The following is a 20,948-nucleotide window of genomic DNA, read 5'->3' as shown; positions in this document are numbered from 1 at the left end:
TACTGCCACGGGATTAATTTCAGCGACTTTTAGTGTTTATTAAATTTTTATTCTGAAGTTTGTAATATTAATAGATAATCAAACTTTATATGCGGTATAAAACTCTAATTTTAAACGAAATTTGATATTTGCATTTCGTTCTCACTAATTATGAGAGCCCCTTCAAACTTACCCGTTGGTTGATTCTAATTTCTCTCTTCGCTTGATGAATATCAATAAGTAGCTGCTTTAGTGTATTTATTGCCTACCTATAAAAGGGTATTCGTCTTGTGGGAATAAAAGATGAGAAAAATAAATAAAACCATCCTCTGGTCGATGCTGCTATGCATTGCGCTTGGGGCCATTATTGTGTTGGCAGGACAATGGACATTACACAAAACCTCGAGCACCGAATTTTGTTTGTCGTGCCATACGATGCAGGCGCCCTACGAGGAATATACCGGATCGGTTCACTTTCAGAATCAGAAAGGCATTCGTGCAGAGTGCGCTGACTGTCATATCCCCGAGGGCGGCCTGGATTATCTGGTGGCTAAGCTGCGGGCCTCAAAAGATGTTTACCATCAGTTCATAACCAAAAAAATCGATACCCCGGAAAAATTTGAAGAACACCGTCTGGAGATGGCGCAAACCGTCTGGGCGCAGCTCAAGGCTAATGATTCTGCGACCTGCCGGAGCTGCCACAGCATGGACGCGATGGATCTTGCCGCACAAAGCGCGGATGCCCAGAAGATGCACAAAATGGGCATCGCGGAAAAGCAAACCTGCATTGATTGCCATAAAGGCGTCGCCCATTTCCCACCTGAAATAAAAATGGATGACAGCGCGCTTAAAGGGCTTGAAGCGCAGTCAGCTTCCACTCCAGCCTCGGCAACTGAGCTTTATGCCGTAAGCAACACCGCACTTGGCGATCTGGGAACCGTTTACCCGGCAACCAAAATGCAGGTCCTGAAAACAACGGACAATGCGCGACTGGTCGAGATCCGCGGTAGTCAGATGCAGGGAAGTGAACAGGTTATTTACTACGCGGCAGGACAGCGTTTGATTCTCGCCAGTCTGAGTGAAAAAGGTCAACAGTCGCTGAAGCTCCTCTCCGACTGGAAAAAAGATGATTACGGCAATGCGTGGCGAGATGTCGTGCTGCAGGGCGAATGGAGCGGTTCCGCTCTCGCCAGTCGCGAGCCGATGTGGGATTACGCACGCCAACTCGACAATGTGTACTGCGCGGGTTGTCATGCGCCAATTCCGGCGAATCATTTCACGCTTAACGCCTGGCCTTCAGTGGCGAAAGGGATGGGCGCTCGCACCAATATCAGTGAAACCGAACTGGATATCCTGAGCCGTTACTTCCAGTACAACGCTAAAGACATGAACAAATAAGCGATAAATCAGGAGAAATCATGAAACTCACAAGACGTGACTTTATCAAGACGGCTGGCGCGGCAACCGGGACAATGGCGATTTCTTCGGTGATCCCAATGCCGGCCTGGGCCGAAGGCCAGAATGGCGGAGCGATTCTGACGGCTGCACGTTGGGGCGCGGTATACGTGGAAGTAAAAGACGGTAAAGTGGTTTCCTCAAAAGGTGCGTTGCCGAAAACGGTGCCGAACTCATTACAGCAAACCGCGCCGGATCAGGTTCATACCAATATCCGCGTTAAGTATCCGATGGTGCGTAAAAGCTATCTGGAAAACCCGGGTAAAGCGGATGGTAAACGTGGTAACGATCCTTTCGTGCGGGTTAGCTGGGAACAGGCGCTGAAGCTCATTCATGAACAGCACAGCCGGATCCGCAGCAGCTATGGCCCGGCTTCGATATTTGCCGGTTCTTATGGCTGGCGATCCAGCGGCGTTCTGCATAAGGCGCAAACCTTACTGCAACGCTATATGAGCATGGCCGGTGGCTACGCCGGGCATACCGGAGATTATTCAACCGGTGCCGCGCAGGTGATCATGCCATACGTTGTGGGATCGGTTGAGGTCTACGAGCAGCAAACCACCTGGCCGATGGTGCTTGAGCACAGTCAGGTCGTGGTGCTGTGGGGGATGAACCCGCTCAACACCCTTAAGATTGCCTGGAGCAGCACGGATGAACAAGGGATCGAATACTTTAATCTGCTGAAGAAATCAGGGAAAAGCGTCATCGCCATCGATCCGATGCGTTCTGAAACCATCGAGTTCTTTGGTGATAATGCGACCTGGATTGCGCCACATATGGGGACCGATGTGGCAATGATGTTAGGGATCGCCCACACGCTGGTGAAGAAAAATCTTCACGACAAAGCCTTCCTGGAAAAATACATCACCGGATATCCGCAGTTTGAAGAGTACCTGCTTGGCAAGAGCGATAAAGTAGAGAAAACCGCCGAGTGGGCATCTGGCGTGTGTGGCGTGCCTGCTGAGCAACTGGAAAAGCTGGCGGAAATTTTCTCCAGCAACAAAACCATGCTCATGGCAGGTTGGGGGATTCAGCGCCAGCAATACGGTGAGCAAAAACACTGGATGCTGGTGACGCTGGCGGCGATGCTGGGGCAAATAGGTACCGAAGGCGGCGGTTTCGGGTTCTCTTATCATTATTCCAACGGCGGTAACCCAACGCGCACAGGTGGGGTCTTGCCGGCGATCTCCGCCAAAATTGAGGGTGGGTCATCGGCAGGTAACGACTGGGCGGTTTCCGATGCGGTGACCAGCCTGCCAGTAGCGCGAATTGTCGAAGCGCTGGAAAACCCAGGCGGCAAATATCAGCATAACGGTAAAGAGCAAACCTTCCCGGATATCAAAATGATCTGGTGGGCGGGCGGCGCTAACTTTACCCATCATCAGGATACCAACCGCTTAATCAAAGCCTGGCAGAAGCCTGAACTGGTTGTCATCTCTGAATGCTACTGGACCGCCGCGGCCAAACACGTCGATATCGTTCTGCCAATCACCACCTCGTTTGAGCGTAACGATCTGACCATGACCGGTGATTACAGTAACCAGCATCTGGTGCCGATGAAGCAGGTTATTGAGCCGCAGTTTGAAGCGCGCAGTGATTTTGACGTATTTGCCGATCTGGCTGAGATGCTCAAGCCGGGCGGGAAAGCGGTCTACACCGAAGGCAAAGACGAAATGGCGTGGCTGAAGCAGTTCTACGATGCCGCGCAAAAAGCCGCCCGCGCCCAGCGTGTCGCCATGCCGCAATTCAACGCATTCTGGCAGCAGAATAAACTGATCGAAATGCGTGAGAATGAAAAGAACAACAAATACGTGCGCTACGCGGATTTCCGCAGCGATCCGGTGATGAACGCACTCGGAACGCCGAGCGGCAAGATAGAAATCTATTCGAAAACGATTGAAGGCTATCAGTATAAAGACTGTCCACCGCATGCGTCCTGGATTGAACCGGATGAATGGAAAGGAACTGCGGATAAAGATCAGCTGCAGCTACTGACGGCGCATCCGGCACATCGTCTGCACAGCCAGCTGAACTACGCGTCTCTACGCAAAGAGTACACCATTGCCAATCGCGAACCGGTAACCATTCACCCGGATGACGCGAAAGCCAGAGGGATTGTCGAGGGCGATCTGGTCCGCGTATGGAATGCTCGCGGACAGGTTCTGGTGGGGGCGCACGTCAGCGACGGCATCAAACCGGGCATTATCTGTATTCATGAAGGCGCCTGGCCGGATATTGAAAACGGTATCTGTAAAAATGGCGGCGCGAACGTACTGACGGCGGATATCCCGACTTCACGGCTGGCGAATGGTTGTGCGGGGAATACCAGCCTGGTATACGCAGAAAAATACACCGGTGAAGCGCCAAAACTCACCGTCTTTGATGAGCCAGCAATTGTCACTATGTAATAAAGGCTGATAAACGGGAGCCGCAAGGTTCCCGTTTTTTATTGTTGTATTGGCAACGTTGACTGTCGTTACTCTGCCAGCACAATTACATCTCCCGTTGCCGGGGCGTCAGTTCCCGGTAGCCACAATCGCCCCCACGAACCGGTACAATGACAGCCGAGCAGTTTTTCGGGTTGTTGTTGCTTAATAAATTGTCGGGTCCGCCATAGCTTAGTGGGGGAGGCTGCACGTAAATGAAACCCACCGACGAGGGCATAAATTTGGTTAACCCCGGTGATTTTCTGGCAATGGCGTACGATGTTCTCTATTCCCCGATGCCCGCAACCGGTAATGATGACTAACCCGCGTTCAGATTTATAGATCAATACGCCTTCGTCACTGATGTAATCTGGTTGCAGAGTTTTCTCGCTAATCACACCATAGGACTGTGGCGTGGGGACGCTAATTTCCCCGGACCACAAAAAGCGATCGCTGATAGCCAGCGGCTCACGGGTGTATTCCATGATGAATCGAGAGTAGTTGTTATCACGCGAGAGTTTTTTAATTTTTCGTGGTGTTCCCGCAACCGTAACTGAGGCATATCGTTCGCAGGCTATTTGGGGATGGCAAATGATACGGCTGTTATCCGCAAGCCACGGCACGCCGCCGCAGTGATCGTAATGGCCGTGCGACAGAACTACGGCGGTTAAGTGCGTCAGGTCCACGCCCATTTGCGCAGCGTTATGCATGAAGCTGTCATCCGGCCCGGTATCAAATAATATTGTGGTTGTTTCATCCTGAACTAACAGACTTAATCCAGGCTTTGCCAGTAATGTTTTTCCAGCGCCAGCAGCATGTCGGTTTTCAAGCAGCACCGTGAGGGTCAAAGCCATGTCTGACTCCAGTATTAAAACGGCATACTGTAATGCATGGCTGTTGAGGGTGCTGTGATCGCAGCGCTCTTTAGCGGTATCTGTTATTCACGCACAATTTTGCCAGCGTTTCCTGCATCGCTGTCATTCCAGCTACCGCGACCATTTGTTTTAATCGTGTAAGTGGCATAGCCGACGCGGAAGGTCATCGTATCCTTATAGGTATTTACGTCACGCACTTCATTACCATTGACGTAAACGCCGGAATCTTCGACGTGAATATCAACGCTGCGTTGACCATTGGCAAATTTGGCTACGTAATTTCCGCTGAATTTGCCATCAATACCGGCATTATCGTGGTTATCCCGGTCTGCGGTATTTTGCTGCTCTTCACCATGGCGATGATGACGATACTGCTGGCTGTTATCGTTCCCGATAAAGCCATGATCGCGGTTCCACTGATAGGATTTATTCACATCACAGCCATTGAGTTCACTCATTTGCGTACAACCTGAACGTTCATACTTTTTCTGCATTGCCGGGGTAATTGCACATGCCGTTGTGGCCGTTGTCAGGCCAAGGACCAGGAGGGTCAGCAGACGTTTATTCATTTTTCACTCACTATCATCATTAAGCTTATTTATAGGAATACGAACTTTTTGGCTGTCATGTTTACGACGACGGCAGTCTCCCATTAAATATTAACGACGCATACCAGGGGGAATCCTAATTTATAATTAGGGTGAGGTGATAAATGTTGTAATACGCAACATAACAAGCAGTTTATTTACTTGTTTTGTACAATTTGGATAGAGAACTAAGAGGTGATTACTTTTATATGAAGGATTTAATGAATTATTAATATTGACATTAACAGTGATCAAGGACGCGGGCTTGTCTATAAACAGACCCGCGTGGGGAGAGTAGTCCACAATATTCAAACTTAGCGTATTAATGGATATCGTCGTCAATACAGTTCGTCTTTACCCTTGAGTGGAGATCTGTGCGCGGTGCTGCTCGGCCTGTACCTCATGGGCAAACGAATGGCCGTTGTTGACTGACTGGTGAACGACCATCGCTTTTTCATGTTCATTCATTTGTGAAAATGATTGCGCATTGGTTGATGTTGACGATGAATTATTTGCCTGCGCGGCGTGTGCTTGTGCCATTTGTTGGTGTGCAGGGGCATCACTGTTATTCATCATTTCATGAGCCATTGCGGCCTGTTGATGCATTTTGGGTGTTTCTGCCGCATTAACGCCTGCTGAAATAAAAAACGCGATAGCTAAAAAAGAGGACATCTTATTCATCATATTTCTCCTGTTTGGGTTTACGGAAGAAAGTATAATTAATAGGGGCTGTCAGTGGCGTGACAGGATTATGACGGTTGTGTCAGACAACAGGTGATGACAGATATAAGCGTCATCACCATAAATTACATCGCGTGCTTGGGCAGCGTCAGAATAAAGCGAGTGGCATGATGGTCGGAAGTCACCGAGACTTTTCCTTGATGAGCAATCACAATCGATTTCACAATCGCCAGACCAATGCCGCTGCCTTCGCCTTTACGCTGTCGTGAAGGGTCTACCCGATAAAATCGGTCAAAGAGTCGCGGAAGATGTTGCGGGGGAATGGGGTTTCCGGGGTTCTCAACGACTATCTGGACCTGGCCATCCGCCTCTTTCACCCGCACGGTTACCGACTCGCCTTTTGGCGTATAGCGCATGGCATTTGACAGCAGGTTACTCATTGCCCGGCGTAACATTAATGGGTCGCCTGAAACCCAGCATGCGCGTCCTTCAAACCGTAAACCAACCTCACGCTCTTCTGCCCAGGCTTCGAAAAAGTCGAACACTTTACCGACCTCATCAGCCAGATTGAGCGCTTTTTTTTCTGGAATCAGCTGATTGTTGTCCGCCTGTGCCAGAAACAGCATATCACTCACCATCTTCGACATACGGCCAAACTCTTCGAGATTGGAATACAGTACGTCTTCGAGTTCTTTTTGGCTGCGGGTCTGGCTGAGCGCAATTTCCGTTTGGGTGACGAGATTAGTTATTGGCGTGCGGATCTCATGAGCAATATCCGCCGAGAAGTTCGACTGGCGTTTAAATACGTCCTCGATGCGTTCGATCATGTGATTAAACGAACTCACCAGCTGTTCCAGTTCAATAGGAACCGCTTGCGGATCGAGGCGTACATCGAGATCTTTCGAGGTGATATTTTGGATGCGACGACTGACATTACGGATCGGTTCATGGCCTTTGTATACGGCGAAAAGCACGATAAAAACAATCATCATGCTAATCAGCGATGCCGTCATAATCAGCTTGTTTTTCAGATCGTTAATATAGTGCAGATGAAAGTCGATCGATAATGCCAGATACAAGGTATACGCTGGTTTTCCATCGGCAAGCTGTCCTACCGGCAGGCGAATCATTCGCCAGTTAGACGATGTTTTCTGTCCGTGGATATGTTTGGAGGTTTGCAGTGTTGGGCCTGAGATAATAAAAACGTCACTGGCATGGGCATTTTTATCCGGCCTTGCGCTGGCGATAAATTGCCGGAGATCCGGCGCATTGGGCGAATGAAAAATGGCCTTCTGGTTGCTATCTTCCAGAGAAATAATGACGTTCGAGTAACCCGCCACCACATTTTTTAGCGTTTCCAGGCGGCGTGATTCTGGCTCGTTGGGTTGGCTAATAATCCGCTCCAGCGTGGCGCTAATCTCTTGTAAGTCATTGATGTCCTGCTCGGCGAAGTGGACTTTTACGGAGTGGATCATTATCCATGCAAAGGCGAAAAATGAAGCAATTGTCGCCAGGCTGATAAAAAAGGTCAGTCGTGTCGCCAGCGAAAAAGGGCGCCGCCATCGTTTACTGACCATCAGGAACCTCAAGCATATATCCCACGCCACGTACGGTTTGAATCAGTTTCGGCTCAAAGTCGTTATCAATTTTGGCGCGCAGACGCTTAACTGCGACGTCGATGGCATTTGTATCGCTGTCAAAATTCATATCCCAGACCTGGGAGGCGATCAGCGAGCGGGGTAAAACTTCCCCCTGATGGCGCAGAAAAAACTCCAGCAGCGTAAATTCTTTGCTGGTCAGGGTGATGCGCGTACCGCTGCGGGTGACTTTTCTGCTGACCAGATCGACCATTAAATCCGCGACCTGAAACTGGCTTTCGACAATCACCGCCGCGCCTCGACGTAGCAACGTTCTGACCCGTGCCAGCAGTTCGGCGAAGGCGAACGGTTTAACCAGGTAATCATCAGCACCCAATTCCAGACCTTTAACCCGATGTTCAATGGTACCCAGTGCGGTGAGGAGAAGAATGGGCATTCCTTTGTTGGCGGAACGCAGCATCCGCACGATATCCCAGCCGTTCACATCCGGCAGCATGATGTCGAGTATGAGCAGGTCGTAATCGCCGGTCATCGCCAGGTGATACCCGTTCAGGCCGTTATCCGCTAAATCCACGACAAAACCCGCTTCCGTCAGGCCTTTCGTCAGGTATTCACCGGTTTTTTTCTCATCTTCGACTATCAAAACCTTCATCGCATTCTCCTTCTCGCACTGGTTGTGCGGACTTTCAATTCTAGGGAAGCGGGATCGGATAGCAATCGGTTATTGGGAAAATGACAGTTTTGTCATTTTCCTGTCACCGGTTAAACAGAGTCACTTCGTTAAAGTACAAGACTATAAATTCCTACTTATTTTAGGGACATCAGTCCGGTCAGGACGAGAAGAACTATGAGCAAATTTAAGCTTCTTACTCTCAGCGCTATATTCGTGCTCGCTGGTTGTTCATTGGCGCCGGACTATCAGCGCCCGGCCTTGCCGGTGCCACAGCAATTTTCTTTAAGCCAGAATGCCCTGGTGTCAGCTTCTGGTGAATACCAGGACTCGGGGTGGCGAACCTTTTTTGTTGACGACCAGGTGAAGGCGTTGATTGGCGAGGCGCTGATCAATAACCGCGATTTACGCATGGCGACGCTGAAGGTTCAGGAAGCGCGAGCGCAGTATGGCGTCACGGACGCTGACCGTTATCCGCAAATCACGGCAGGCTCCAGCGGTACCTACAGCGGTAAATTAAAAGGTGACAGCAGCACCGATCGTGAATTCGAAGCTGGACTCAATCTCAGTTTCGACCTGGATTTCTTTGGGCGGCTTAAAAATATGAGTGAAGCCGAACGACAGAACTTCTTTGCCAGCGAAGAGGCGCGCCGGGCGGTGCATATCTTATTAATTTCCAACGTGTCGCAAAGTTATTTTAACCAGCGTCTGGCTTACGCGCAGCTGCAAGTTGCCGAAGAAACGCTGCAAAACTACCAGCGCTCTTACGCTTTTGTAGAGAAGCAACTGGTAACCGGTAGCACCAACGTACTGGCGTTGGAACAAGCGCGCGGTGTGATCGAAAGTACACGTAGCGAAATTGCCAAGCGTAAAGGTGAGTTGGCACAGGCCAATAACGCGCTGCAACTGTTGCTGGGTACATACGGGAAATTACCCAATGACCAGACACGCAGCCGTGGGGATATTAAACCGGTAACGCTACCGCCATCGCTCTCATCGCAAATACTGTTGCAGCGCCCGGATATTATGGAAGCTGAGCACGGATTATTGGCGGCAAATGCCAATATCGGTGCTGCGCGGGCTGCATTTTTTCCGTCTATAACCTTGACCAGTTCCGTGTCCAGTAGCAGCAGCGATCTTTCCAGTTTATTTAATGCCGCCAGCGGCATGTGGAATTTTGTCCCCAAAATAGATATTCCAATCTTCAACGCCGGACGTAATCAGTCCAATCTCGACCTGGCAGAAATTCGCCAACAACAGTCGGTAGTGAATTACGAACAGAAAATTCAGAACGCATTTAAAGAAGTGGCGGATGCACTGGTGTTGCGCCAAAGCATTGCCGATCAAATTAGCGGGCAACAGCGTTACCTGGATTCGTTGCAAATCACACTACAACGCGCCAGAGCGCTTTATCAGAATGGTGCAGTTAGCTATATCGAAGTATTAGACGCAGAACGTTCTTTATTCGCTACGCGGCAATCGCTGCTCGATCTTAATTACGCCCAACAGGTTAATGAAATTAAGCTGTTTGCTGCCTTAGGCGGCGGTTGGGTGGAGTAATCCTTAATATTAACTTTTCAGGAGCATGATGTATGAATACTACCGCCAAAGCCGTGCTGTTTAGCCTTTTCTCTGTGGTCATGTTTAACGCTCAGGCCAGTGAGCATCAGCATGGCGAGATGATGAATATGCAGCCTGCGGCTCAACAGGAACAACTCATTAGCGCTACCGGGGTGGTTGAAGCTGTTGATATGGAAAGTAAAAAAATCACGATCAAACATGACCCTATTCCTGCGGTGAACTGGCCGGCCATGACAATGCGTTTTACGCTGGTTGCTGATACGAAGGCTGATGATATTAAGCCAGGCGATAAGGTCGCATTTACGTTTGTTCAGCAGGGAAATCTCTCTGTGTTACGCGATATTCACATCAGTAAATAACGTTCTCGCAGGTCTCTTTTATTCTTGCCCGGTTTTTTGTAAACGCGGGTGAGACTATCGCGCAATGGAAATCACTATGGCGTCTTTAAATATTAAAAATACCGCGCTTATTCTCGCTGGCATGATTGCCGGAGGGGTTATTTCTGTCGGTATTTATACTTATTATTCATCCGCAAAAGCAACGGCTGAAACCGGGCAGGCTTCGCCAAAAGAAGCCAGGAAAGTGTTGTTCTGGTATGACCCCATGTATCCGAACACGCGCTTTGATAAACCGGGTAAATCGCCGTTTATGGATATGGATCTGATCCCGAAATATGCCGATGAAGAGACCGCGAGCGCGTCAGCGCCTGGCGTGCGCATCGATCCCACCCAGACCCAGAACCTGGGGCTGAAAACAGAGCCAGTTCGTCGTGGACCGCTGCATTATGCGCAAACTTTCCCGGCCAATGTTAGTTATAACGAATACCAGTTTGTTATTGTCCAGGCACGCTCTGCAGGCTTTATCGAGAAGGTTTACCCGCTGACCGTGGGAGACAAAATTAAGAAGGGTTCTCCGCTGATCGACCTGACTATTCCTGATTGGGTTGAGGCGCAGAGCGAATATTTATTGCTGCGGGAAACTGGCGGCAGCGCCACGCAGGTGGAAGGGATTCTGGAGAGATTACGTCTGGCTGGAATGCCTGAAGCGGATATTCAGCGCTTAAAATCGACGCGTAAAATTCAGACTCGCTTTACCCTGAAAGCGCCTATCGATGGGGTGATCACCGCATTCGATTTGCGTACCGGTATGAACATTTCTAAAGACAATGTGGTCGCGAAAATTCAGGGTATGGACCCGGTCTGGGTCAGCGCGTCGGTCCCGGAATCTATCGCCTGGCTGATTAAAGACGCCTCACAATTTACCATCACCGTGCCCGCCTGGCCGGATAAGCCTTTCACCATCAGCAAGTGGAGTATCTTACCAAGCGTTGATGCTACCACGCGGACGTTGCAAATCCGTTTGCAGGTTGATAACCCCGATGAGGCGCTTAAGCCTGGGATGAATGCTTACCTGCAACTGAAAACACAAAGCGAGCCAATGCTGCTGATCCCGTCTAAAGCGCTGATTGATACGGGTACCGAGCAGCGGGTAATCACCGTTGATAACGAAGGCCGATTTGTACCGAAACAGGTTGCGGTATTCCATGAATCTCAGGGGCTGACGGCTATCCGCTCCGGCCTGACCGAAGGCGAAAAAGTGGTGTCCAGTGGCCTGTTCCTGATTGATTCCGAAGCGAATATCTCTGGCGCACTGGACCGTATGCGCGCCCAGAACAGTAAGACGCAAGACGCACCCGCCATGCCAGCCCAGGCGACCCATTCACACTGAGGATATGATAAATGATTGAATGGATTATCCATCGTTCGGTGGCAAACCGTTTTCTGGTGATGATGGGGGCGCTGTTTCTCAGTGTCTGGGGAACCTGGACCATCATCAATACGCCGGTTGATGCGCTGCCCGATCTCTCTGATGTTCAGGTGATCGTCAAAACCAGCTATCCGGGTCAGGCGCCGCAAATTGTTGAAAATCAGGTGACCTACCCGTTGACCACCACCATGCTGTCGGTACCGGGCGCGAAAACCGTGCGCGGTTTCTCGCAGTTTGGCGATTCCTACGTGTACGTCATTTTCGAAGATGGCACCGATCCTTACTGGGCGCGCTCGCGCGTACTGGAGTACCTCAACCAGGTTCAGGGAAAATTGCCGGCTGGCGTTAGCGCGGAAATGGGACCGGACGCCACGGGCGTCGGCTGGATATTTGAGTACGCGCTGGTGGATCGCAGCGGGAAACATGATCTGGCGGAATTACGTTCTCTTCAGGATTGGTTTTTAAAGTATGAGTTAAAAACGATTCCTAACGTGGCGGAAGTCGCCTCGGTAGGCGGCGTGGTTAAACAGTATCAGGTCGTTATCGATCCGATGAAGCTGACGCAATATGGCATCAGCCTGGCGGACGTGAAATCGGCGCTGGATACATCAAATCAGGAAGCGGGCGGCTCATCTGTTGAGATGGCTGAAGCGGAATATATGGTCCGCGCCAGTGGATATCTGCAAACGCTTGATGATTTCAATAACATCGTCCTGAAAACGGGGGCCGACGGTGTCCCTGTTTACCTGCGCGATGTGGCGCGCGTACAGATTGGGCCGGAAATGCGCCGTGGGATCGCCGAACTGAATGGTGAAGGCGAAGTCGCGGGCGGGGTGGTTATCCTGCGTTCCGGTAAAAATGCGCGTGAGGTGATTTCCGCCGTTAAAGCCAAACTCGACACGCTGAAAAGCAGCCTGCCGGAAGGCGTAGAGGTAGTTACAACATACGATCGCAGTCAGCTCATCGATCGCGCCATTGATAACCTCAGCTACAAGCTGCTGGAAGAGTTTATCGTCGTGGCGCTGGTGTGTGCGCTGTTCCTGTGGCATCTGCGTTCGGCGCTGGTGGCGATTATTTCCCTGCCGCTGGGGCTGTGTATCGCGTTTATCGTGATGCATTTCCAGGGGCTGAACGCCAATATCATGTCGTTAGGGGGAATTGCCATTGCCGTCGGGGCGATGGTTGATGCCGCAATCGTGATGATTGAAAACGCCCATAAGCGGCTGGAAGAGTGGGGGCATCAGCATCCGAATGAAAAGCTCGATAACGCAACGCGCTGGAAGGTTATTACTGATGCCTCGGTAGAAGTCGGCCCGGCATTGTTCATCAGCCTGTTGATCATCACGTTGTCGTTTATCCCCATTTTCACACTTGAGGGGCAAGAAGGGCGACTGTTTGGGCCGCTGGCGTTCACCAAAACATATGCCATGGCAGGCGCGGCGTTTCTGGCGATTGTGGTCATTCCGATCCTGATGGGATTCTGGATCCGTGGCAAGATACCGGCCGAAAGCAGCAACCCACTTAACCGCTTCCTGATCCGTATTTATCATCCGCTGTTGCTGAAGGTGTTGCACTGGCCCAAGACCACCATTCTGGTGGCGGTGCTTTCAATACTGACGGTTATCTACCCGCTGAATAAAGTCGGTGGTGAATTCCTGCCGCAGATTAACGAAGGCGATCTGCTGTATATGCCTTCGACATTGCCGGGGATCTCAGCGGCGCAGGCAGCGGACATGCTGCAGAAAACCGACAAGCTGATCATGACCGTTCCGGAAGTGGCGCGCGTGTTTGGTAAAACCGGTAAGGCAGAAACCGCAACAGACTCCGCGCCGCTGGAAATGGTTGAAACGACGATCCAACTGAAGCCACAGGACCAGTGGCGTCCGGGAATGACGATGGACAAAATCATTGCTGAGCTGGACAAAACCGTACGCTTGCCGGGGCTGGCGAATCTGTGGGTTCCGCCGATTCGTAACCGTATCGACATGCTCTCTACGGGGATCAAAAGTCCAATTGGCATTAAGGTGTCAGGTAACGTTCTGGCAGATATCGACGCCACGGCGGAGCAAATTGAAGAGGTGGCCAGAACCGTGCCGGGAGTCTCTTCGGCGCTGGCTGAGCGTCTGGTGGGTGGACGCTATCTCAACGTAGATATTAATCGTGAAAAAGCGGCCCGGTACGGCATGACCGTAGGTGCTGTGCAGCTGTTTGTCACTTCTGCGGTAGGAGGGGCAATGGTGGGCGAAACGGTGGAAGGGATTGCACGCTACCCTATCAATCTGCGCTATGCGCAGAGCTATCGTGATAGCCCGGAAGCATTGCGTAATCTGCCTATTCTGACGCCCATGAAACAGCAAATCACGCTGGCGGATGTCGCCGATGTGACGGTGGTTTCGGGTCCTTCAATGCTGAAAACCGAAGATGCGCGACCAACCAGTTGGATTTACATCGACGCCCGCGATCGTGACATGGTCTCCGTGGTGAACGATCTGAAAAAGGCTATTGCTGAAAAGGTCCAGTTAAAGCCGGGTACCAGCGTGGCGTTTTCCGGACAGTTCGAGCTGCTTGAGCGCGCCAGCCATAAGCTCAAGTTGATGGTGCCGATGACGCTGATGATTATCTTCGTTCTGCTTTATCTGGCTTTCCGTCGCTTTGGCGAAGCGCTGCTGATTATCACCAGTGTGCCTTTTGCGCTGGTGGGAGGCATCTGGTTCCTTTACTGGATGGGGTTCCATATGTCGGTTGCAACCGGAACCGGATTTATCGCCCTGGCAGGTGTTGCTGCGGAGTTTGGTGTGGTGATGCTGATGTACTTGCGCCACGCTATTGAAGCCGAACCCGCGCTGGAAAATCCGCAAACCTTTACGGCGGATAAGCTGGATGACGCGTTGTATCACGGTGCCGTGCTGCGCGTGCGGCCAAAAGCGATGACCGTGGCGGTAATTATCGCAGGTCTGCTACCAATCTTGTGGGGAACGGGGGCAGGCTCAGAAGTCATGAGCCGCATAGCTGCGCCGATGATTGGCGGCATGATCACCGCACCATTGCTCTCACTGTTCATTATCCCGGCAGCCTATAAGCTGATGTGGCTTCACAGGCACCGTAGCCAAAAGTAATGCCTTGAAACGCTCGCCTGCGTCGGTTTGGTCGCCGACGCGGGCGTTGCGTTATGCCGCTAAAGATTTTACGCGTTTGCGGTACTCGCCCGGCGTGCAGCCAAATTCCCGTAAAAAGACTTTGTGGAATGACGATTCGCTGGCGTAGCCCACCGACTCGGCCACCACAACCAATGGCTGCGACCCGCGTGACAGCATCTGGGCAGCGAATTGCAGGCGTAAAGTGGTTAATACAGCGAGCGGCGTGGAGTTTGAGACTTCACGAAATAGCTGCGCGAAGCTGGCTCGCGACATATGCGCACGTTTCGCCAGTTCTTCGACGGTCCAGGCAAACGCCGGTGACTCCAGCATCATGAAGACGACGGCCCCTAGTTTGGGATGCAGCAGTAGATTCAACACGTTCTCTGCGGGCGTCGCTTTGGTTAGCCACTCGCGAACGGCCAAGGTGAACAGTGTGGCGCATTGTTGACTGCAGACTACACTGGAGCCCGGCAGCGTACTCATGGACTCCTGCTGCATCAACGCAATCATAGCCTTAATCCAATGGCCGACAGGGCTATTTTCATCAGGTGCCAGAACTAATACCTCCGGTAACGCTGTTAAAAAATAGCGTGAGGAAGCATGCAATCGTAGGCTACCGCAAACAATGTGCGTTTGTTCATCGCCAGTCTGGCAAAGCCGATGTGCAGAGTTTTGCGGCAAGATCACGATAGTACCGGCCCGCAGGGTAAAAGAGGACCCATCGGGCATATCCAGTTGGGCTGCCCCTTGTGTGACCGTATGCCAGCGGATGACGGACAACTCACCCGCAGCATGCGGTAGTTGCCAGTCTTTGCTCAGCAGGCAATTTTGATCGATCGAGCCTTGTGGGTCGTTAAGCATAAGCAATCGGCTAAGGGCATCCATAGAGACTCCTGAACATTTTGTGATGTCGTTTATTGAAACGATATTATCTCTTTAATTTATTATTATATTAATACCTTCAAAGTATTATGGCGATAATTCGTTTTCGAAATGTTAATCATCTTAAAGGCTAATTTAGACGATTTGACAGTTATTGCCGAGTTGTGGATACATTGTTCTCGCAGAGTTCAACCTATACTTCAGTTCATCAAACGAACAGTGACTTGGCGGAGAGACAGCATGAATCAGTATCAGGCGATCGTTATTGGATTTGGCAAAGCGGGTAAAACGCTGGCGGCAACGCTGGCCAAAACGGGTTGGCGGGTAGCGATTATTGAACAGTCAAACACCATGTATGGCGGGACATGCATCAACATCGGCTGTATCCCAACCAAAACCCTGGTACATGATGCTGAACTTCAGCATGATTTTGCCGAGGCAATGCAACGCAAGGCCTCCGTTGTCAGTTTTCTGCGCGATAAAAATTTCCATAATCTTGCCGATCTGGAAAACGTGGATGTGATTGAAGGTCGTGCTGAATTCGTTGATAACCATACTGTGCGAGTCGTGCAGTCAACAGGTGAGGTTGAACTGAGCGGTGAGAAAATCTTTATTAATACTGGCGCCCAGTCAACGATTCCAAACGTTGAGGGATTAACCACGACACCTGGCGTGTTTGACAGCACCGGGCTGTTGAATTTGACGCAACGTCCAGAGCGTCTGGGCATTTTGGGCGGCGGGTATATCGGCGTTGAATTCGCATCGATGTTTGCCAACTTTGGTAGCAAAGTCACCATTTATGAAGCAGCTCCACAGTTTTTGCCTCGTGAAGACCGGGATATTGCTGACGCTATCGCCAACATTTTACGCGACAAAGGTGTTGAGCTGATCCTCAATGCCAACGTGCAGTCGGTCTCCTCTCATGATGGTGCAGTACAGCTGCACATGCCGGAAGGTGCCCAGACGGTGGATGCGCTGTTGGTAGCATCAGGTCGCAAACCGGCGACAGAAAACCTGCAATTGCAGAAAGCGGGTGTGGATGTAAACGATCGTGGTGCCATTGTTGTGAATAAATATTTGCGTACATCGGCAGACAATATTTGGGCAATGGGTGATGTCACTGGTGGATTACAATTTACCTATATCTCGCTGGATGACTTCCGTATTGTGCGCGACAACCTGCTAGGAGAGGGATTACGTAACACGGGCGATCGCCAAAACGTACCGTATTCCGTCTTTATGACGCCGCCGCTTTCCCGCGTCGGAATGACTGAAGAACAGGCTCGCGCCAGCGGTGCGGCGGTGCAAGTCGTGACGTTGCCGGTAGCGGCTATCCCCCGTGCGCGAGTGATGAATGATACGCGTGGTGTTCTTAAAGCAGTGGTGGATAGCGAAACGAAACAAATATTAGGCGTGTCGCTGCTGTGCGTGGATTCTCATGAAATGATTAATATCATCAAGACGGTTATGGATGCAGGGTTACCTTATACCACATTGCGTGACCAAATATTTACCCATCCAAGCATGAGCGAATCACTAAACGATCTCTTTTCTCTCATTAAATGATAATAGTGTAGTCTGCATATTTGCCCCACCCGTGTGGGGCTTTTTTTATTTGTTTTTTTATGTTCCTGATACTAATTGACAGTTATTTTGGCGTTACGGATGAAATAAAATTAAGTGACATGTTTTATTATATTCCCACTGAAATGACTCGTTAATGGAAATAGAAATGAACATGCTTAAAACTACGTTACTAATGACTACGTTACTGACTGCTCCGGTGACATTTTCCGCGTTAGCGCAAACCGAGGTTGCCCACGTTAGCGTATCAGCCGTGTCTGGCTCTCCTTCCGTGGTGGAAGATGCCATTGCTAAACTGGCGCAGGAAAAGAATGCGACTTCCTGGAAAATTACCTCAATGCGCATTGATAGCAGCACTCACGCAACGGCAATTTTGTACAAGTGAGGAGCGCCGGAATGGAAAAATATCTTCGTATATTGGGCAAAGGTGATAGGGTTGGATTAACCTTGATTCGCCTGAGTATCGCGATTGTTTTTATCTGGATTGGCTTATTAAAATTTGTACCTTACGAAGCCGACAGCATTACACCGTTTGTCGCCAATAGTCCGGTAATGTCATTTTTTTATGAGCATCCAGAAGAATACAAACAACATTTAACCCACGAAGGTGAATTCAAACCACAGGCTCGTGAATGGCAGACGGCGAATAACACGTATACATTCTCAAATGGTCTGGGAGTAGTCGAAGTTCTCATCGCTTTGCTGGTGCTGGCTAATCCTGTTAGCCGTTGGTTGGGATTAATTGGCGGCGTTCTGGCATTTGCCACACCAATTGTAACCTTATCATTTTTAATAACCACGCCAGAAGCATGGGTAATGCCGCTGGGTGATTTACACCACGGATTTCCATACTTGTCAGGTGCCGGGCGGTTGGTGTTAAAAGATACGTTAATGTTGGCGGGAGCAGTGATGATTATCGCAGATTCATCCCGATCAATAATTAAGCAGCAGTATTGAATTTTTAACGTTGTGCCCTCTGTAAGATAGTAAGCCACTATAGTTCGATTCGGTACTTACCGGGCCAGCAGGATGCTGGCTTTTTTTCTGTCTTAAGGCAAATTTATCATAAATATACAATTATTCACTTTAGAAGAATAACTAATCAGAGCTATCTTCCTGGTTAATGATATAGTGTTGTAAGCATTTTTCCTCCTTCCTGTGAAAGCGCATCACCCCGCAGACTGCGTAGTCTTCCGGCCACGAAAGCTCCATTTTTCTCTATTTTTTTCTGTGCAATTCTTGCTATTTGTTATCTCAAAACCATATCTCAAAAAAGTTTGTTATTCATTTTTGTTATAGTTAATCAACAAGTTCGCGTGGTTTTAGGCATGTCTTAAGCTAGAATTAATCCTGATTAAATGTTTTTACGTATCAATAAATGACTAAAGATAGTTAAAAACTTAACTTTTAACCAACTGTTTGACATGGAATCCACTATGGTAATTAAGCACCAGGGGTGGATGCTGATCTCGCGTTTTGTGAGTAACCAAAGGCGGGACATATCTTAAATATGGAAATAAGGGTATTAAAATGAGCTTTGGCTTAGCAAAGGAAGACAAGTTTGAAATCATCGCTATCCTTCGTGAAGAGCTGCATAAGAAAACGAAACTGGAAATCTTGTGTGGAGACAGTAGCGTTATCACGCAGTTAGAGAAGGTTGATTTCGAACGGTTTGTCATTTCCGGACACGGAGACATTGTTCCTGAAAAGGTCCAATACTTTATCCTGCACAGCGAAAGCGGGATTGTAAAATTTAGTGCCAGGTTCGAACAAACCCCAGCAGCAGGTGCGGAAGCAGGATTATCCTACTTCATCCCGGATATGATTTTCTTTGCCCAGCAGAGACAAAATCAGCGTTTTTCATTCCTGAAGGGCTATGACTTTTTCTGTTTTGGTCGTTACAAAAATGGAGAAAACTACTCTCTCAAGATTAAAAATATCTCGCAGGGTGGTTGTGCGTTAATTGTTAAAGATGTAAACGCCCGTTTTCTTTATAAAGATGCGGTGATTAAAAATGCATCTCTGGATTTCGATACATTTGGCAGTTTACAACTGGATTTAAAAGTGATCGATGTTGTCCCGATCAATGAGTTTGATGAGGATAACCAGTTGTATTCCTGTCATCAGATCTCATGTGAGTTCGATTTTAAAAATCGTCGTGAAGAGACTGAAGTCGAGAAAATTATTATTAAATTTTTAATGAGTAACAAGATTAGAAGCTTATAAGGAACGGTGAACAGGATGTTGATGTGTGGCAGTGATAATTTTGTGGGCAATGGTATGTTTGCCTACCTGACCAGCAAACATGTGCCGATAAAAACATTCCAGTTTGAGGATATGTTGCATCAGTCATCATTATGCCAGCATCAAACCATGGTTTTTAATATCATTGATAATGAACAAGCGTGTTCGGACATTGTTCAGTTTTTGAATAAAAACCGATTCAAATTTTATAATAACATCGTGGTGATTGTTGCTGATAGTTTGGTGGCGAAATTATGCGTAGAGTTATTATATGTAGAGAAAACAATAGTTTTGACTGAAAAATCTTCACTGCGTGATTTTGGTCAATTGGCGACATTATCAGTCGGGAAATGGAACCCCCGACTGTATCGTTCGCAGAAGAGATTAACCGAAAGAGAACAGCAGATCCTGAACTTACTGGTAAGTGGTTATACAGCCAAAGAAATTTCTGAGTTAGTTAGCCTGAACTATAAAACGATTCAGGCACATAAGATGAGGGTCGTCGCCAAGCTTGGCCTGACCAATACCTCTGATTTAAATAAGTTAATTGTCAGATTTACCCATCGTATGTCTTTTTTACCCTAACCTGACCATTATTTTCTGATGTAATACACCTAATAGTAGATACAATTCGGGAGTGATTTTGACTGGTTTTTAATTTTATGATTTGTAGAGGGAGAGGGGAATGTTTAATTCCAACGAGGTGCTAACTGCGCTTGAAAAGGCTTTGAATACCAGTCAACTTTATATGGTTTATCAGCCTATTTTCAATTTGCATGCCCAGCGTATAAGCGGATTTGAAGCATTAATGCGTTGGAATAGTCCTCAGATGGGTATGATCTCTCCCGATGTCTTTATTACCTTACTGGAAGATAGCGGCAATATTATTTCTATTGAAGATATGGTTACTCACTCTCCGTGGGATGTTGCAGCTTCCTGGCCTGACCCCATTGTATTATCCGTCAATATTTCCGCGCTTGAATTCTGCGATCCTCTGTTACCCCAACGTGTTAGACAAAACCTTGCCTCTTCCGGATTGCCGGTCCATCGATGCCAAATAGAGGTGACGGAAACGTCACCGCTGTGCGACAGTCAGATTGCGGCTAAAAATATGACGGAATTAAAGGCGATAGGGGTCAAGCTTGCGCTTGATGATTTTGGCACCGGCCATGCTAATCTTAATTACCTGTTGAAATATCCTTTTGATACCTTAAAAATTGATAAGGAATTTGTCACCGGTATTGAGCCCGACACTCGATCGACAAAGATTGTTGAGGGTATTATTTCCCTGGCGCATAATTTTGGTATTGAAGTTCTTGCCGAAGGGGTGGAAACCCAGTCCCAACTGGAGCGGTTGATGCAGATTGGTTGTGACAAAATTCAAGGCTTTTTCATTTCTCCCCCGGTGCTGGCAGAAGAGATCCCTTCACTCTTAGCACAATATAATCGTTAATCCCTCCTTATTTACGTTTCCCAAATCCT

General features: G+C 49.0%; 18 protein-coding genes. 12 read left to right on the top strand and 6 right to left on the bottom strand.

Annotated features, from left to right (window positions below; translation table 11 throughout):
• Positions 1 to 282 precede the first annotated feature (282 nt).
• Positions 283 to 1,377 carry a NapC/NirT family cytochrome c gene (locus tag BZK41_RS02050; RefSeq protein ID WP_079937007.1) on the top strand — a complete coding sequence of 365 codons (1,095 nt, stop codon included), beginning with the start codon at positions 283 to 285 and terminating at the stop codon, positions 1,375 to 1,377.
• A gap of 20 nt (positions 1,378 to 1,397) precedes the next feature.
• Complete coding sequence (locus BZK41_RS02045) at positions 1,398 to 3,842, top strand: trimethylamine-N-oxide reductase 2 (RefSeq protein ID WP_079937006.1); 2,445 nt, start codon at positions 1,398 to 1,400, stop codon at positions 3,840 to 3,842.
• A gap of 68 nt (positions 3,843 to 3,910) precedes the next feature.
• On the opposite strand, the gene BZK41_RS02040 is transcribed toward BZK41_RS02045, so the two are convergent.
• The 5 genes from BZK41_RS02040 to cusR all read right to left on the bottom strand — a co-directional run bounded on the left by BZK41_RS02040 (position 3,911) and on the right by cusR (position 8,253).
• Positions 3,911 to 4,714 carry an MBL fold metallo-hydrolase gene (locus BZK41_RS02040; protein ID WP_079937005.1) on the bottom strand — a complete coding sequence of 268 codons (804 nt, stop codon included), beginning with the start codon at positions 4,712 to 4,714 and terminating at the stop codon, positions 3,911 to 3,913.
• Positions 4,715 to 4,797: 83 nt separating this feature from the next.
• Complete coding sequence (locus tag BZK41_RS02035; protein ID WP_079937004.1) at positions 4,798 to 5,304, bottom strand: hypothetical protein; 507 nt, start codon at positions 5,302 to 5,304, stop codon at positions 4,798 to 4,800.
• A gap of 372 nt (positions 5,305 to 5,676) precedes the next feature.
• Complete coding sequence (locus tag BZK41_RS02030) at positions 5,677 to 6,003, bottom strand: hypothetical protein (protein WP_020996562.1); 327 nt, start codon at positions 6,001 to 6,003, stop codon at positions 5,677 to 5,679.
• A 125-nt stretch (positions 6,004 to 6,128) separates the two neighbouring features.
• Positions 6,129 to 7,580, bottom strand: coding sequence for a Cu(+)/Ag(+) sensor histidine kinase (locus BZK41_RS02025; protein ID WP_079937003.1), 1,452 nt, complete (start codon positions 7,578 to 7,580; stop codon positions 6,129 to 6,131).
• The gene (gene cusR / locus BZK41_RS02020; protein WP_048226190.1) at positions 7,570 to 8,253 is read right to left on the bottom strand and encodes a copper response regulator transcription factor CusR; all 684 of its coding nucleotides are present in this window, start codon (positions 8,251 to 8,253) and stop codon (positions 7,570 to 7,572) included. Before cusR ends, BZK41_RS02025 begins: the two co-directional genes overlap by 11 nt.
• A gap of 195 nt (positions 8,254 to 8,448) precedes the next feature.
• Between cusR and BZK41_RS02015 the strand changes: the two genes are divergently transcribed.
• The 4 genes from BZK41_RS02015 to BZK41_RS02000 all read left to right on the top strand — a co-directional run bounded on the left by BZK41_RS02015 (position 8,449) and on the right by BZK41_RS02000 (position 14,735).
• Positions 8,449 to 9,831, top strand: coding sequence for an efflux transporter outer membrane subunit (locus BZK41_RS02015; protein ID WP_079937002.1), 1,383 nt, complete (start codon positions 8,449 to 8,451; stop codon positions 9,829 to 9,831).
• Positions 9,832 to 9,863: 32 nt separating this feature from the next.
• Positions 9,864 to 10,211: a cation efflux system protein CusF gene (gene cusF / locus BZK41_RS02010; RefSeq protein WP_079937001.1), complete on the top strand. Its 348-nt coding sequence runs from the start codon at positions 9,864 to 9,866 to the stop codon at positions 10,209 to 10,211.
• A 76-nt stretch (positions 10,212 to 10,287) separates the two neighbouring features.
• The gene (locus BZK41_RS02005) at positions 10,288 to 11,580 is read left to right on the top strand and encodes an efflux RND transporter periplasmic adaptor subunit (RefSeq protein ID WP_079937000.1); all 1,293 of its coding nucleotides are present in this window, start codon (positions 10,288 to 10,290) and stop codon (positions 11,578 to 11,580) included.
• Positions 11,581 to 11,591: 11 nt separating this feature from the next.
• Positions 11,592 to 14,735 carry a CusA/CzcA family heavy metal efflux RND transporter gene (locus BZK41_RS02000; RefSeq protein ID WP_079936999.1) on the top strand — a complete coding sequence of 1,048 codons (3,144 nt, stop codon included), beginning with the start codon at positions 11,592 to 11,594 and terminating at the stop codon, positions 14,733 to 14,735.
• 51 nt (positions 14,736 to 14,786) lie between these two features.
• On the opposite strand, the gene rclR is transcribed toward BZK41_RS02000, so the two are convergent.
• Positions 14,787 to 15,641, bottom strand: coding sequence for a reactive chlorine-specific transcriptional regulator RclR (gene rclR / locus BZK41_RS01995; RefSeq protein ID WP_079936998.1), 855 nt, complete (start codon positions 15,639 to 15,641; stop codon positions 14,787 to 14,789).
• 237 nt (positions 15,642 to 15,878) lie between these two features.
• Here rclR and rclA point away from each other — a divergent pair, with 237 nt between their 5' ends.
• From rclA to BZK41_RS01965, 6 genes are all read left to right on the top strand, one after another.
• Positions 15,879 to 17,204 (top strand): reactive chlorine resistance oxidoreductase RclA, encoded by a 1,326-nt coding sequence (rclA, locus tag BZK41_RS01990; protein WP_079936997.1) that lies wholly within the window; start codon positions 15,879 to 15,881, stop codon positions 17,202 to 17,204.
• 172 nt (positions 17,205 to 17,376) lie between these two features.
• Positions 17,377 to 17,607 (top strand): reactive chlorine resistance periplasmic protein RclB, encoded by a 231-nt coding sequence (gene rclB / locus BZK41_RS01985; RefSeq protein ID WP_172313043.1) that lies wholly within the window; start codon positions 17,377 to 17,379, stop codon positions 17,605 to 17,607.
• An 11-nt stretch (positions 17,608 to 17,618) separates the two neighbouring features.
• Complete coding sequence (gene rclC, locus BZK41_RS01980; protein ID WP_003831145.1) at positions 17,619 to 18,179, top strand: reactive chlorine resistance membrane protein RclC; 561 nt, start codon at positions 17,619 to 17,621, stop codon at positions 18,177 to 18,179.
• Between the two features lie 573 nt (positions 18,180 to 18,752).
• Positions 18,753 to 19,448: a flagellar brake protein gene (locus BZK41_RS01975; RefSeq protein ID WP_079936995.1), complete on the top strand. Its 696-nt coding sequence runs from the start codon at positions 18,753 to 18,755 to the stop codon at positions 19,446 to 19,448.
• A gap of 21 nt (positions 19,449 to 19,469) precedes the next feature.
• The gene (locus BZK41_RS01970) at positions 19,470 to 20,051 is read left to right on the top strand and encodes a LuxR family transcriptional regulator (protein WP_172313039.1); all 582 of its coding nucleotides are present in this window, start codon (positions 19,470 to 19,472) and stop codon (positions 20,049 to 20,051) included.
• Positions 20,052 to 20,151: 100 nt separating this feature from the next.
• Positions 20,152 to 20,919 carry an EAL domain-containing protein gene (locus BZK41_RS01965; protein ID WP_079936993.1) on the top strand — a complete coding sequence of 256 codons (768 nt, stop codon included), beginning with the start codon at positions 20,152 to 20,154 and terminating at the stop codon, positions 20,917 to 20,919.
• The last annotated feature ends 29 nt before the right edge of the window (positions 20,920 to 20,948 follow it).

The sequence above is a fragment of the Citrobacter sp. A316 genome (assembly GCF_002042945.1).
In the GTDB taxonomy this organism is placed as follows: Bacteria; Pseudomonadota; Gammaproteobacteria; order Enterobacterales; family Enterobacteriaceae; genus Citrobacter; species Citrobacter portucalensis.
Note: the sequence above shows the minus strand (reverse complement) of the source record. Positions and strands in the feature narration are given on the sequence as shown.

What these genes read in the sequence shown, in the direction of transcription:
- BZK41_RS02050 (WP_079937007.1), top strand. Translation starts at nt 283, where the DNA reads ATGAGAAAAATAAATAAAACCATCCTCTGGTCGATGCTGCTATGCATT.
- BZK41_RS02045 (WP_079937006.1), top strand. Translation starts at nt 1,398, where the DNA reads ATGAAACTCACAAGACGTGACTTTATCAAGACGGCTGGCGCGGCAACC.
- BZK41_RS02040 (WP_079937005.1), bottom strand. Translation starts at nt 4,714, where the DNA reads ATGGCTTTGACCCTCACGGTGCTGCTTGAAAACCGACATGCTGCTGGC.
- BZK41_RS02035 (WP_079937004.1), bottom strand. Translation starts at nt 5,304, where the DNA reads ATGAATAAACGTCTGCTGACCCTCCTGGTCCTTGGCCTGACAACGGCC.
- BZK41_RS02030 (WP_020996562.1), bottom strand. Translation starts at nt 6,003, where the DNA reads ATGAATAAGATGTCCTCTTTTTTAGCTATCGCGTTTTTTATTTCAGCA.
- BZK41_RS02025 (WP_079937003.1), bottom strand. Translation starts at nt 7,580, where the DNA reads ATGGTCAGTAAACGATGGCGGCGCCCTTTTTCGCTGGCGACACGACTG.
- cusR (WP_048226190.1), bottom strand. Translation starts at nt 8,253, where the DNA reads ATGAAGGTTTTGATAGTCGAAGATGAGAAAAAAACCGGTGAATACCTG.
- BZK41_RS02015 (WP_079937002.1), top strand. Translation starts at nt 8,449, where the DNA reads ATGAGCAAATTTAAGCTTCTTACTCTCAGCGCTATATTCGTGCTCGCT.
- cusF (WP_079937001.1), top strand. Translation starts at nt 9,864, where the DNA reads ATGAATACTACCGCCAAAGCCGTGCTGTTTAGCCTTTTCTCTGTGGTC.
- BZK41_RS02005 (WP_079937000.1), top strand. Translation starts at nt 10,288, where the DNA reads ATGGCGTCTTTAAATATTAAAAATACCGCGCTTATTCTCGCTGGCATG.
- BZK41_RS02000 (WP_079936999.1), top strand. Translation starts at nt 11,592, where the DNA reads ATGATTGAATGGATTATCCATCGTTCGGTGGCAAACCGTTTTCTGGTG.
- rclR (WP_079936998.1), bottom strand. Translation starts at nt 15,641, where the DNA reads ATGGATGCCCTTAGCCGATTGCTTATGCTTAACGACCCACAAGGCTCG.
- rclA (WP_079936997.1), top strand. Translation starts at nt 15,879, where the DNA reads ATGAATCAGTATCAGGCGATCGTTATTGGATTTGGCAAAGCGGGTAAA.
- rclB (WP_172313043.1), top strand. Translation starts at nt 17,377, where the DNA reads ATGCTTAAAACTACGTTACTAATGACTACGTTACTGACTGCTCCGGTG.
- rclC (WP_003831145.1), top strand. Translation starts at nt 17,619, where the DNA reads ATGGAAAAATATCTTCGTATATTGGGCAAAGGTGATAGGGTTGGATTA.
- BZK41_RS01975 (WP_079936995.1), top strand. Translation starts at nt 18,753, where the DNA reads ATGAGCTTTGGCTTAGCAAAGGAAGACAAGTTTGAAATCATCGCTATC.
- BZK41_RS01970 (WP_172313039.1), top strand. Translation starts at nt 19,470, where the DNA reads ATGTGTGGCAGTGATAATTTTGTGGGCAATGGTATGTTTGCCTACCTG.
- BZK41_RS01965 (WP_079936993.1), top strand. Translation starts at nt 20,152, where the DNA reads ATGTTTAATTCCAACGAGGTGCTAACTGCGCTTGAAAAGGCTTTGAAT.